The sequence below is a fragment of the Photobacterium damselae genome, assembly GCF_003026815.1.
Classification (GTDB): domain Bacteria; phylum Pseudomonadota; class Gammaproteobacteria; order Enterobacterales; family Vibrionaceae; genus Photobacterium; species Photobacterium damselae.
Map to the genome: position 1 here is coordinate 115,055 of NZ_PYOG01000011.1, position 12,008 is coordinate 127,062.

General features: G+C 38.5%; 12 protein-coding genes and 3 pseudogenes. 8 read left to right on the forward strand and 7 right to left on the reverse strand.

Annotation, left to right across the window (positions count from 1 at the left end; genetic code table 11):
- Positions 1-366: 366 nt before the first annotated feature.
- The 6 genes and pseudogenes from agaR to CTN07_RS12005 all read left to right on the forward strand — a co-directional run.
- Positions 367-1,144, forward strand: a pseudogene (gene agaR / locus CTN07_RS11980) (transcriptional repressor AgaR).
- A gap of 71 nt (positions 1,145-1,215) precedes the next feature.
- Complete coding sequence (gene agaV / locus CTN07_RS11985; RefSeq protein WP_036765888.1) at positions 1,216-1,689, forward strand: PTS N-acetylgalactosamine transporter subunit IIB; 474 nt, start codon at positions 1,216-1,218, stop codon at positions 1,687-1,689.
- Between the two features lie 19 nt (positions 1,690-1,708).
- A complete protein-coding gene (gene agaW, locus CTN07_RS11990) occupies positions 1,709-2,491 on the forward strand; it encodes a PTS N-acetylgalactosamine transporter subunit IIC (RefSeq protein WP_005306277.1) in 783 nt (260 codons plus the stop codon).
- The gene (agaE, locus tag CTN07_RS11995; RefSeq protein ID WP_005306276.1) at positions 2,481-3,365 is read left to right on the forward strand and encodes a PTS N-acetylgalactosamine transporter subunit IID; all 885 of its coding nucleotides are present in this window, start codon (positions 2,481-2,483) and stop codon (positions 3,363-3,365) included. Before agaW ends, agaE begins: the two co-directional genes overlap by 11 nt.
- 67 nt (positions 3,366-3,432) lie before the next feature.
- Positions 3,433-3,867, forward strand: coding sequence for a PTS galactosamine/N-acetylgalactosamine transporter subunit IIA (agaF, locus tag CTN07_RS12000; RefSeq protein ID WP_036765886.1), 435 nt, complete (start codon positions 3,433-3,435; stop codon positions 3,865-3,867).
- 8 nt (positions 3,868-3,875) lie between these two features.
- Positions 3,876-5,165, forward strand: a pseudogene (locus CTN07_RS12005) (alpha,alpha-phosphotrehalase); the annotation flags it as partial.
- A gap of 20 nt (positions 5,166-5,185) precedes the next feature.
- Here the strand turns inward: CTN07_RS12005 and CTN07_RS12010 are convergent.
- Both CTN07_RS12010 and CTN07_RS12015 read right to left on the reverse strand, forming a co-directional pair.
- Positions 5,186-5,956: a class I SAM-dependent methyltransferase gene (locus tag CTN07_RS12010; RefSeq protein WP_005306272.1), complete on the reverse strand. Its 771-nt coding sequence runs from the start codon at positions 5,954-5,956 to the stop codon at positions 5,186-5,188.
- Positions 5,957-6,044: 88 nt separating this feature from the next.
- Positions 6,045-6,968 carry a M14 family metallopeptidase gene (locus CTN07_RS12015; protein ID WP_005306269.1) on the reverse strand — a complete coding sequence of 308 codons (924 nt, stop codon included), beginning with the start codon at positions 6,966-6,968 and terminating at the stop codon, positions 6,045-6,047.
- A 350-nt stretch (positions 6,969-7,318) separates the two neighbouring features.
- Between CTN07_RS12015 and CTN07_RS12020 the strand changes: the two genes are divergently transcribed.
- On the forward strand, positions 7,319-7,852 hold the full coding sequence (locus CTN07_RS12020; RefSeq protein WP_036765885.1) for a Dps family protein: 534 nt from the start codon (positions 7,319-7,321) through the stop codon (positions 7,850-7,852).
- A 110-nt stretch (positions 7,853-7,962) separates the two neighbouring features.
- Here the strand turns inward: CTN07_RS12020 and CTN07_RS12025 are convergent, their stop codons facing one another.
- The 4 genes from CTN07_RS12025 to CTN07_RS12040 form a co-directional block, all read right to left on the reverse strand.
- Positions 7,963-9,096 (reverse strand): HlyD family secretion protein, encoded by a 1,134-nt coding sequence (locus CTN07_RS12025; protein WP_005306265.1) that lies wholly within the window; start codon positions 9,094-9,096, stop codon positions 7,963-7,965.
- Positions 9,097-9,486, reverse strand: coding sequence for a DUF3302 domain-containing protein (locus tag CTN07_RS12030; RefSeq protein WP_036765884.1), 390 nt, complete (start codon positions 9,484-9,486; stop codon positions 9,097-9,099). It abuts the gene before it with no gap.
- 262 nt (positions 9,487-9,748) lie between these two features.
- Positions 9,749-10,438, reverse strand: a complete 690-nt coding sequence (locus CTN07_RS12035) for an HAD-IA family hydrolase (RefSeq protein ID WP_005306263.1) — start codon at positions 10,436-10,438, stop codon at positions 9,749-9,751.
- A gap of 178 nt (positions 10,439-10,616) precedes the next feature.
- Positions 10,617-11,072, reverse strand: a complete 456-nt coding sequence (locus tag CTN07_RS12040) for a hypothetical protein (protein ID WP_036765883.1) — start codon at positions 11,070-11,072, stop codon at positions 10,617-10,619.
- An 82-nt stretch (positions 11,073-11,154) separates the two neighbouring features.
- Between CTN07_RS12040 and CTN07_RS12045 the strand changes: the two genes are divergently transcribed.
- On the forward strand, positions 11,155-11,811 hold the full coding sequence (locus CTN07_RS12045; protein ID WP_005306260.1) for a CatB-related O-acetyltransferase: 657 nt from the start codon (positions 11,155-11,157) through the stop codon (positions 11,809-11,811).
- Positions 11,812-11,844: 33 nt separating this feature from the next.
- On the opposite strand, the pseudogene CTN07_RS12050 reads toward CTN07_RS12045, so the two are convergent.
- Positions 11,845-12,008, reverse strand: a pseudogene (locus tag CTN07_RS12050) (IS256 family transposase); the annotation flags it as partial.

The following is a 12,008-nucleotide window of genomic DNA, read 5'->3' on the forward strand; positions in this document are numbered from 1 at the left end:
TTAAAAAAATGACTTTCAAAGTTCTGTCTTATTGATGTAAGCAATTGTCATTGTTGTATTTGTTAATATTCTATATTTGTGATCTTTATCAACTGAAAGATTGAAATAAATAATAAAAAATATATTTATTAAAACCTTTCGATGGTGATTAATATCATTATTTTTCTTATTGATTTCACTGGATAGGTGTAAATATATTCTTTTTTAGCGGTTTTCACTTTCACTACAATGAAAGGTTTTATTCCAAAATTAAATAGAACAATGATTGTGATCAGGATTTCATTTTTAATTTTATTTAAGTGCTGAAATGAATTTATAAGATTACTTATCTTTATTAAGTTTCTAACTAAAATTTTGGAGTTAGATATGACCAGCACGGAACGCAGACAAAAAATAATGCAAGCAATACGAGAACATGGTTCTGGTAAAGTAGATGACTTTGCATCTGAATTTAATGTATCAACGGTTACCATTCGACATGATTTAAATTTACTCGAAAAACAAGGATGTATTTTTCGTTGTTATGGTGGTGCAACCTTAAATCCGCACTTTGCATTTGAATTACCGCTATATCATAAAAGACAAGTTAATCGTTCTATTAAAGATCTAATTGCTTCTACGGCTGCGAATCTGATTCATGATGGTGATACTGTTATTTTAGATTCTGGTTCAACCATTGCTAGAATGACTCCATATTTAGCCAACAAAAAACAGTTGGTTATTATGACAAATTCTCTTAATACTGCTTACTCAATTAAGTGGTTATGAAAATATCGATCTTCATGTTGTAGGTGGGCAGTTACGCCGATCTTCATGTTCTTTAATTGGACATCAAGGGGAGGACCAAATTCTTGGCCATCGCTTTGATAAGTTATTTTTAGGCGTCGATGGATTTGATTTAACTGCTGGGATCACAACTCCAGATGCAAATGAAGCTTGTATTAATCGAGCAATGTGCTCAGTTGCTAATGAGATAATTGCTGTTGCAGACTCTTCTAAATTTGGTCGTAAGAGTTTTTGTATGATAAGAGAAAGTCATCAAATTAATACATTAATAACTGATAGTAATATTTCTCATCATTATCATGACAAGCTATTAAGCCTAGGTGTTGAAGTTATTATTGCTGATAATAAACAGCATTAATTTTATTTTTTTAGGGAATTATTTAATAAAAAAACAGATGGATTTATATCATTGATAAAAAGGAATGTGTTATGCCTAATATTGTATTAAGTCGTATAGATGAACGTTTAGTGCATGGTCAAGTCGGGGTGCAATGGGTTGGTTTTGCTAATGCAAATATTGTTATTGTTGCCAATGATGAAGTTGCCCAAGATGAAATGCAACAGAATTTAATGGAAATGGTACTTGCAGATGGTATTGCAATTCGTTTTTGGTCAATACAAAAAACAATCGAGACAATTCATAAAGCAGCAGATCGACAAAAAATATTACTTGTATGTAAAACACCACAAGATTTTCGTTTATTAGTTGAAGGTGGGGTTCCGATTGAAAGGATCAATGTTGGTAATATGCACTATAGCGACGGTAAGAATCAAATAGCGAAAACCGTTTCTGTTGATCTAAATGATATAGAACAATTTAAACGATTAAAGGAATTAGGAGTCACTTGTTATGTACAAGGTGTTCCTACTGAAAGTGCAACAGATCTATTCACTTTGTTGTAATTGAATAAGGGATGTCATTATGGAAATTAGTTTTATACAAGCAGTAATGCTAGGGGTGCTTGCCTTTTTTGCTGGCTTAGATCTTTTTAACGGTTTAACGCATTTTCATCGCCCAGTCGTATTAGGCCCATTAGTTGGCTTGATATTAGGGGACTTGCCTACTGGTATTTTAGTTGGCGGTACCTTAGAACTTATTTGGATGGGATTAGCGCCGTTAGCAGGAGCCCAACCACCGAATGTGATAATCGGGACTATTGTTGGTACTTCATTTGCTATTACAACAAAAGTGGAACCCAATGTGGCTGTCGGAGTTGCCGTTCCTTTTGCCGTCGCGGTGCAAATGGGCATTACTCTGTTGTTTTCTGCTATGTCAGCCGTGATGTCTAAGTGTGATCAATTTGCTCAGAATGCCGATGATAAAGGTATAGAAAAAGTCAATTATATGGCATTGGCTGTATTGGGAACATTCTATTTCTTATGTGCTTTTCTACCTATTTATTTAGGTGCAGAACATGCTGAAAATATTGTAAACGCAATGCCAAAAGAGTTAATTGATGGTCTTGGCGTTGCCGGTGGAATTATGCCTGCTATTGGTTTTGCTGTGCTAATGAAGATCATGATGAAAAATGTCTACATTCCTTATTTCATTTTAGGTTTTGTTGCTGCAGCGTGGCTTCAATTACCTATATTGGCGATAGCAACAGCTGCAACGGCGATGGCTGTCATTGATTTTATGCGCAAATCTGAACCCACTCCGATGACAACGGCTCCTGCACAAGAGGATTATGAAGATGGAATCTAATATCACTCATGACATGAAGTTAAATCAGTACAATTCTGAAGTACAACCAGCCCCTGGCATTGCCGCTGATGAATATGAAAATAAAGAGATTGGCGCAGAACTAACAAAAGCAGATATTAATCGCATGGCTTGGCGTTCTTTATTATTACAAGCATCTTTTAACTATGAGCGTATGCAAGCATCTGGTTGGCTATATGGTTTGCTTCCTGCTTTAAAAAAAATTCACACAAATAAAGCTGACTTGAGTAAAGCTATGCAGGGGCATATGGGCTTTTTTAATACTCACCCATTTCTAGTGACTTTTGTTATGGGAATTATTCTTGCTATGGAACGCTCAAAGCAGAATATCAACAGTATTCAAAGTACTAAAATTGCTGTTGGTGCTCCGATGGGAGGCATTGGCGATGCGATGTTTTGGCTAACGTTATTACCAATTTGTGGCGGTATAGGTGCCGATCTTGCACTGCAAGGTTCTATTATGGGCGCAGTTTTTTTCTTTGTTCTGTTTAATATAGTGCATTTTGGTTTACGTTTTGGATTAGCACATTACGCTTATCGTATGGGAGTTTCGGCAATTCCTATGATTAAGGCCAATACTAAAAAGGTTGGGCATGCCGCATCAATTGTCGGTATGACAGTTATTGGTGCTTTGGTGGCAACGTATGTTCGTCTTTCTACTACCGCAGAGATCACCGCAGGGGATGCAGTTGTTAAACTTCAAGCTGATGTAATTGATAAATTAATGCCAGCGTTTTTACCTTTAACCTACACCTTATGTATGTATGCGCTCGTTAAGCGAGGATGGAGTCCTCTTAAACTTATTGCAATAACTATGACACTTGGAATTGTGGGCCGTTTCATGGGATTTTTATAATTGACTGATTAAAGTAAGGAGTGAGATCGAACTGATAACAGCTCCTTACTTGCCAAGGATATAAACGATGATTGGGATAATTATTACTGGGCATGGGCAGTTTGCATCGGGCCTGGAACAAGCACTAATTCAAGTCATTGGCAGCCAGCCACAGTGTGTAGCTGTCGATTTTCCTGTTGCAATGACAACTGAGCAATTAACGCAGCAATTGATGCATGCGATAGTAGAAGTTGATAGTGGGGATGGCGTTATTTTTATGACAGATCTATTAGGTGGAACGCCATTTAGAGTTGCTTCGTTGTTATGTCAGGAAAAGACGGTTGCAGAAGTGTTGACAGGAACCAATATGCAAATGGCTGCTGAAATGTTACTTGAGCGTGATGTTATTGGTTTTAACGAATTTACTGAGCAAGCTTTGGCGGCAGGACGCCGTGGGATCACCTGTTTAACGTTACAACTGAATACTCATCATCAAGTTGAGTCAGTGGAAGATGGGATTTAAATTCTGTTATACATAGGCTAAATGAGAGTGGAGAAGCGCCTAATAATTGGTTATCTAAGTTTGGAGGCAGCGCTTGGCAGTGGGATGAGTCCTCGGAACAATATTATTTACATCTGTTTGCGAAAGAGCAGGCAGATCTTAATTGGGAAAATCCGCAAGTTAGGGAAGAAGTTAAGAAAATCATAAGCTTCTGGGCAGAGAAGGGTGTCGATGGATTTCGTTTAGATGTGATTAATTTGATTTCTAAGCAGCAGGATTTCCCGAACGATGATCAAGGTGATGGACGTCGATTTTATACCGATGGACCAAGAGTTCATGAGTATTTACAAGAGATTAGCCGTGATGTGTTTCAGTACTATGGGTCGGTTACTGTGGGGGAGATGTCATCAACGACACTCGAACGCTGTCAACAGTACTCTGCGCTAGATGGATCTGAACTTTCGATGGTGTTTAATTTTCATCATTTAAAGGTTGATTATCCGCAAGGTGAGAAGTGGGCATTAGCGCCGTTTGATTTTGTTGGTCTCAAACAAATTTTTTCCCATTGGCAGCGCGGTTTACATTGTAAAGGCTGGGGAGCTCTGTTTTGGTGTAACCATGATCAGCCGCGTATTGTTAGTCGGTTAGGTAATGATGGCGCTTATAGGGAACTATCAGCCAAGATGCTTGCTACCTCGTTACATATGATGCAAGGCACTCCTTATATTTATCAAGGTGAAGAACTTGCAATGACGAATCCTCATTATCAAAACTTATCGCAATATCGTGATGTTGAAAGTCTTAATATGTACAAGATTATGGTTCATCAGCAAGGTATTGAGCCAACAACAATGCTCAATATATTGGCCGAAAAATCACGAGATAATTCCCGAACGCCAATGCAGTGGAGTGATGCTTTACATGCTGGTTTTAGTAAAGAGCAGCCATGGATTGATGTTGCTGATAATTACCTATTAATCAATGCTGAGCAAGCAATCAAGGATCCAAATTCTGTTTTCTATTTTTATCAAAGACTAATCGAGCTGCGTAAAACAGTTTCTATTATTACTGACGGTGACTTTCTTGATCTATGCCCTGAGCATCCTCAACTATTTTGTTATTTACGCCAAGCAAATGGGCAACATTTATTATGTATTAATAACTTTTACGACAAACAGGTCGAATTTGAACTGCCTGAGAATATCGATGTGTCTAAGGGGAAAGTCTTATTAGGTAATTACGATGATTGGCAAACCCAAACGGTTCAGTCATCTATGCTCGTTAGACCTTATGAATCTCGGGTTATTTTGTTTAATTAATATGTGAGGTAAGCAAGAGATTAATTGACGATCTCTTGCTTCTTTTTCATTAAATAGACATTAATACAGCCATTACGGTGTTTGAGATCTGGCCTTAGTAGGCGATTGATATGATAAAGTAACCAGAATCTCGGCCATTCACGAAAATGAATATGGTGCTTACCAAATGTTGAATGATGAATAATCTCTAACTGATTTTCTTCCGCCATTTTAATAATTTGCCAATGACTGATTGGTGAAATATGCCCGCCATTAAGATACTGCCCATCATCAAAATATGTAAAGTTGTCTTTAATGAGGCTCTCTGTTACTGAGAATGCGGAAGTGATGTTAGGTGTGGTTAAAAGTAATATCCCATTATCTTGCAGTAGTGCTTGGCATTCACGGAAAAAAGCACGAGGATTTTCCAAATGTTCAATGATTTCGACTGCGGTAACGAGATCGTAGCGTTCTTGAATACACTGACAAAATGGTAAATTGAGATCAACAGGAAGAAAGGAAAAGGATTGTGTCGATAGACGGAAATTATCGGGCACTAAATCTAATGATGTTACTTGATAGCCAGAGTCGGCTAGTCTCTGAGATAACGCGCCAGCCCCTGCACCAAGATCTATGGCGGATTGTTGATCAAGATTTTGATATTGAGTAACAATAGAAACGGCGTATTCGTGAAGCCCCTTCATCGCATGAATAGGGATATCTTTGTAATGCTCTGCTGTAGTGTATTTACCTTGTGCTGTTTTTTTGTATAGATCAACAAGGTTTACAGACTGATGTTTGAGATTAGCCATAAATATACTCAACGAATTCGTATTCTATTCATTAAGCAATTTTAAAGCCAAAAAGCGCATCTAAACGGGATGCGCTTAAAAAAGAGTTTTAGTTATGTTGGTTTAATACATAATCTAAAGCCCCAGTAATCGCAGCGACTTGTGCTTGGTTACACTCTTCATCGGTAACTTTTGGACTATCGGGATAAACTTCTGTTGTCGTTGTATAAAGCGCACCCGTAATGCTGGCACAAAGTGAAAGTGCTTTTAGGGGGTAATTAATAACACCTTCTTGAGTGATTGGCTCACCAATGATATTACCATCTTGATCGGGTGGAGCAATATGGGTGACATGGCGGACAGAATCAATAATGGCTTTTTGAAAACTATCTTGCGGATTTTCACTGTCACCTACCACATAAAAACCATCTGGAACAGAATCTTCAATGTAGTCTTTACCATCACGAGCCGCTAATGCTGGGCGGAATTCTGATTCATCGGTATCTGTTGTTTCGTGAAGATCGATATGAACAAGAATTGGATATTCACATTTATTCACTACATCCATTACCCAAGCGGACTCTTCTGCTGGAGTATTTGTAAAAAATGAACGGTTTGGATCGATCGCATTTGGGTTCCATCGATTGATCGTTTCATAGCCCCAAGGGCTGACACATGGGATCACAATGAAATTAAAATGAGGTTCATAATTAAAAGCTTGAGTCGCTAAAAATTCGAGTGCGCCATGTACCCCGCTGGTCTCATAGCCATGAACACCACCAGTGATTAATACCGTTGGTTTGTTGCTATCAAAATTGCGAGAACGGATGACAAACAATGGATATTGGCCTGGAATATAAGTGAGTTCACCATATGGCTCTACATCAAAGTCTTCTTCTAAAATGGCTATTTTACTAACAACCTCATCAAGGTAAGAACGTTTGATGCTGGTTTGAGCTCGCCATGCAGCCACTTCGGCTTCGCCCCATTTTTGTCCATGAACACCAATTGGATATGCAGATGATTGTTCCATTACGGATCCCTTTATGTGGTTATATTTACAGAGCAAGGGTAATCATGAGTGGTAGAGATAGCAAACGACTTTTATCTTTTATTTCTCTCCGTCGATATAAATAGAAAAACAAGGAGGAATAATCGAATAGTTGTTCTTAGCTTTAGTCTTTTTTCGAGGTATACTCATTTTGGTGCATATTTATGGTGATCTCAGGATATTAATCCGAGTAATGTGGCTCGATAATGCATATTTTGTTCTATAAATATTATCTTTCATTTTCAATGGGATATTTAAGTTGTTATAACCATGTAGAGGCATATAGTGAGCGGGTACGGAATTGATATTGATGAATTCCAAAGGAGAGAATGATGAGCAGTAAAGAATTAACTGAACAAGAAATTGTCGATGCGAAACAGCATCAAACTCGTCTTCTGGCCACCCCGACTGATCTTAGCCCTGAGGCGACCAAAGAAATTAGCGCTGTAATGACCACTATTCTAGCGGATGTTTTTGCTTTATATCTAAAGACCAAAAATTTCCATTGGCATATGACAGGTTCTCACTTCCGTGACTATCATTTACTTTTAGATGAGCAAAGTGCGCAAATTTTTGCGATGACTGACGATATTGCTGAACGTGTCCGTAAAATTGGTGGTCGTACTATTCACTCTATCGGTCATATCGCTCGTCTTCAGCGTATTGAAGATAATGATGCCGATTATGTTGATCCACAAGATATGTTAGCTGAACTTTGCGAAGATAATAAGCATTTAGCTTCTGAGCTTCGTATGGCTCATACATTGTGTGATGGATTTAATGATTTTTCATCAGTAAGTATGATTGATGATTGGATTGATCAAACAGAGCGTCGAGTTTGGTTCTTATACGAATCTTATCGCTAGTCGATAGGGAAAGAGATTGGCTACTGGGAACTAGTCAATTTGAACTGAGAATTAAAGGGGCTTGTTTTTGCCCCTTTTTTAATTCTTGTTATTTAAGGAAGTACTCCCGATCAGTGATCAAGATAGAGATAGTTTTGCCAACTCTTCATTCGAATTAAAACCTTACGCATAACAGCAACATGCTCAAAACTGTCTGAATAAATAGCGACTTCCACATTGGTACCTTGGGGAAGTTGATATTGTCCAATATCGTCTGTAATTTTCAGCACAACCAGCGGGCGTCCTTGTCGTTGCAGAGCTTCGGTTCCATACAGTGTGCCTTGGGCTTGAATTTGACTTTCACCAATTGCGGGTAATACTTCTACTACTTCTCCAGCAAATGTTTTTCCGGGCAGAGCTTTAAATATAAAGTCAGCTTTAAATCCTTTTTCTAATCGTAGTAATGAATTTTGGCGAAACGCAGCGACAAAAAGATTTTCAGCATCTTTATTAACAAATGTCATGACAGGTCTTAGTGGCATAGGCACTGCCATCATTCCTGGACGTAGAGCTAATTGAGTAACATAACCATCTGTTGGTGCATGAACAACCGTTTCATCTAGATTGAATTGAGCTTTTTGTAATTGTGCCCGTATCTTAGCTATATTGGTATTTTCTCCTGCTATTTCTGACTCAAAGGCTAACTTTGCTCGTCGCTCTTCAGCTTTTGCTGCTTCTAAAGATGATTCTGCACTTAAATAGAACTGACGGCGGTTATCAACATCGGATTGAGTAAATGCTCCTTTTTGATGACCTTTTTTATAACGTTGATATTGAGTATAAGTACGATCTCGTTCTGCTTGTGCTTTATGGGTGGTTGCTTGAGCGGCTCGATATGCAGCTTCTAATCCTAATACATATTGTTGTGCCTCTGCTAAGGCGGCTTGTTGTAAGTTGACCTCTGCTTGAAATGGGGTTGGATCAAGCTTAAAAAGCACATCACCTTTATGTAGGGGACGGTTTGCTTCAACGGGTACTTCAATCACTTTGCCTCTTACTGCTGGAATCACCGGTGTTGTGACAAAGTACTGGCCGCCTAAATTACTGTAAGGGTGGTTATAGTTCATCAATAGAATTAATGTGCCAATCAATACTACACCACCAAGAACAGCGGTTGGCACCGTCCATTTATTTAACGGTATTCTGAATATTTTAAAAATGGCAATACATAAGGCGGTGTAAGTGAGGATAAGTAATAAATCCATTTATTGTTTCTCCTCTGGCGATGATTTTTGTTTTGTCGCTGATTCAAGCTGAGTTTGAGCCAACTCTATCGCCGTAACTTTTTCGGTCAGTTTTTCTAATTGTTCCGTAAGGTGGGTCAGTTCATGGTGTAATTCGTTTTGTTCCGACTGAATTTTATTAAACCCCCAACCACGATCATCGCGCCAGAGTGTTGCCCATATCCATAGAAAAGGCCATAACACATGTAACGTAAATAAGCTTACCCATCCAGCATAGTGAATGGCGTCTTGATGAGGGTGATTGCGCGTTTTTGCGATTTCATATGGAATGTCATGAATCACGATAATGCCGTAAAACAGCACTAATGCGACAAAAAATAAAAGCCCTAAGGCAAAATAATCAAGAAACATCCTTGCTCCTAAGTTTAAAAGTTGTTTTGAAAACGTTATCTAATTTAACAACTAAATTAATAATAGAGGGATGAAACTACTTTTACTTATCTTTTTTGACTAAATGCCACATCGATCTAGATCTATACCGTTGATGTATGAATAGCTACAAGATCCTGAAAAACGCGAGTTCTGACTCTAGTGTTACAGCTCGGAGGGCAATGGTGGGATTGTTATAGTAGTGCAGGAGCGTCACGTTAGTATGATGCCCCTATGGTTCTTATTAAGCTATATGTGGTTGTGAGGTAAAGGAGCTGTCAATAATACTTAATAGTTCGATACTTGATCTTATGACTGGGGCTTGATCGCTGACCGCTCGATAAGAGTGGATAATATCTTGATACTGATAAGTACGAATACCTGCCGCAATGCCTGTCTGTACGCCCTGAACCGTATCATCAACATAAAGGCATTCATCTTTAGAAAAACCGAGATACATCGCAGAATATAACAAGATATCTGGAGCTGGTTTCCAGTTGCCAACATCATCACCACAAAACAAATTATTACCAAAGAAGTGGCTTAATTGAGTTTGAGACAAAATCGCTTTGAGTTTTACTTTTGATGAATTAGAAATCACACAAAGCTCGATATTGCGTGCTTTCAATCGAGTGAGTAGGTCAACTACTCCCGGTATCGGTTGTAGGTGAGTTTCCGATAGTAAGGCATACTGTTGTCGATAAATGGGTTCAAGTTTATCAATGTCGATACTTGTCCCACTTCGATGCTGTACTTTAGCCAACTGTTCTGTAATTTTACCGCCTTCGAAATGTTGGACACAGTCTTTTAACTGAAGTGGTACATTAAAAATAGCAAAGGCATTGACGATAGCTTGGCAAACAAGGCGTTCACTGTCTACCAGCGTACCTTCACAATCAAATATAATACATTGAATATTAGATTTATTACCCATAGCCATACCTATTATTTCTTTTATTCGGAGTATACCCAAGTCATTCTGCAATCACTTGGGTATATATATGGGTAATACAGAGAAGAGGTGAGTACAACGCGAAAGTTAATATTTTGTCGTATGGCTCTCTAACTTGATGCCTTTCACCAATAAAGTTGAGATAAAGCTCGCGCTTTGTTTAGCGATATGCTGCAAGAAATTGACGCAAAATAGTCAAGCTCTCGCCACTACCTTGATGCTCAGCAACTAAGTAGTTGTAGATGGCATTTTCATGATCGGCCACGAGTTTATAGAGTTCTTTATGCTCGGTTGCTAAATCGGATTGTTGCTGATAGCGGATTTGATAAGGGGCGACCCAATCCACCATGGTTTTTATGAGATCTGGCCAAGTTAAAGTTTGCCATTTTTTAGCGTCAGAGATCCCTTTTTGCTCCATTTCAGCGTTGTTAGGAGAGCAGTCAATACCTAATGGTTTCAGTCCTTGCTCTAATAATTGAGCGGTTAATTGTTCAATTTCGGTTAACAGTTGCCAATGTTCTTGATAATGAGAATCATGATAGTTGTTGGCAAAATACTGGAAAAAAGCGATACCATAGAGCTCGCCTAAATATGCGTTATGAAGTTGTGCTGGCATGTGTTTGTCCATTTCTTTACTATTCTTTTAATCATACAAGTAAAAAATAGAAAGAAACACAGACAAAAGATAGGAGTATTTTATGCCTTCAACCATTTTCCCATCATGGCTTGGTGGGTATGAAATTAGAGAACACATTACAAACCCGAATATTAAAGTCGGAGAGTATACTTATTATTCTGGCTATTATCATGAAAAACACTTTGAAGATCAGTGTGTTCGATATCTTTTGGGTGACAAGCCAAGTGCAAGTGTTTGGGAGTCTGGTATCTTTGGCGAAATAGATCAGTTAATTATTGGTAAGTTTTGTTCTATCGCAACCGGAGCTACTTTTATGCTTGCTGGGAATCAAGGTCACCGCCATGACTGGATTTCTACATTTCCGTTCGATGTTGAACAATTCGGCGATAAAGTTAAATCTGGTTTTCAGCGTGCGGGTGATACGAGAATTGGCAATGATGTTTGGATAGGAACTGAATGTGTGATTATGCCTGGCGTAACCATTGGTGATGGTGCTGTTATTGGTGCTCGTGCAGTTGTGACTAAAGATGTTGAGCCTTATTCTATCGTAGTGGGTAATCCGGGTACGGCAATTAAAAAGCGTTTTACTGAGCAAGAAATTGAGATGTTACTTAAAATGCAGTGGTGGGATTGGACTGAAAATCAGTTGAAAGACAATATGGATCTCATGTGCAGTTCTAATATCTCTGAGTTATATCAACGCTTTTTACAGTTTTGAGACCCTGTAAATAATTCTGTGTAACTGTCGAGATTACATGTACTCAGAGAGTCGGTCTTCGAACATAATCATAAAGCGGTTTAGAGCTTGTCGCCAGTTTCTAATCGGCATCGTCCACTTCTTAGATGCATCTCGGATAGCTAGGTAGATCACCTTTCGAGCTGATTCATCCGTTGGGAACAGCTTGCGCTTCTTAA

What these genes read in the sequence shown, in the direction of transcription:
- agaV (WP_036765888.1), top strand. Translation starts at nt 1,216, where the DNA reads ATGCCTAATATTGTATTAAGTCGTATAGATGAACGTTTAGTGCATGGT.
- agaW (WP_005306277.1), top strand. Translation starts at nt 1,709, where the DNA reads ATGGAAATTAGTTTTATACAAGCAGTAATGCTAGGGGTGCTTGCCTTT.
- agaE (WP_005306276.1), top strand. Translation starts at nt 2,481, where the DNA reads ATGGAATCTAATATCACTCATGACATGAAGTTAAATCAGTACAATTCT.
- agaF (WP_036765886.1), top strand. Translation starts at nt 3,433, where the DNA reads ATGATTGGGATAATTATTACTGGGCATGGGCAGTTTGCATCGGGCCTG.
- CTN07_RS12010 (WP_005306272.1), bottom strand. Translation starts at nt 5,956, where the DNA reads ATGGCTAATCTCAAACATCAGTCTGTAAACCTTGTTGATCTATACAAA.
- CTN07_RS12015 (WP_005306269.1), bottom strand. Translation starts at nt 6,968, where the DNA reads ATGGAACAATCATCTGCATATCCAATTGGTGTTCATGGACAAAAATGG.
- CTN07_RS12020 (WP_036765885.1), top strand. Translation starts at nt 7,319, where the DNA reads ATGAGCAGTAAAGAATTAACTGAACAAGAAATTGTCGATGCGAAACAG.
- CTN07_RS12025 (WP_005306265.1), bottom strand. Translation starts at nt 9,096, where the DNA reads ATGGATTTATTACTTATCCTCACTTACACCGCCTTATGTATTGCCATT.
- CTN07_RS12030 (WP_036765884.1), bottom strand. Translation starts at nt 9,486, where the DNA reads ATGTTTCTTGATTATTTTGCCTTAGGGCTTTTATTTTTTGTCGCATTA.
- CTN07_RS12035 (WP_005306263.1), bottom strand. Translation starts at nt 10,438, where the DNA reads ATGGGTAATAAATCTAATATTCAATGTATTATATTTGATTGTGAAGGT.
- CTN07_RS12040 (WP_036765883.1), bottom strand. Translation starts at nt 11,072, where the DNA reads ATGCCAGCACAACTTCATAACGCATATTTAGGCGAGCTCTATGGTATC.
- CTN07_RS12045 (WP_005306260.1), top strand. Translation starts at nt 11,155, where the DNA reads ATGCCTTCAACCATTTTCCCATCATGGCTTGGTGGGTATGAAATTAGA.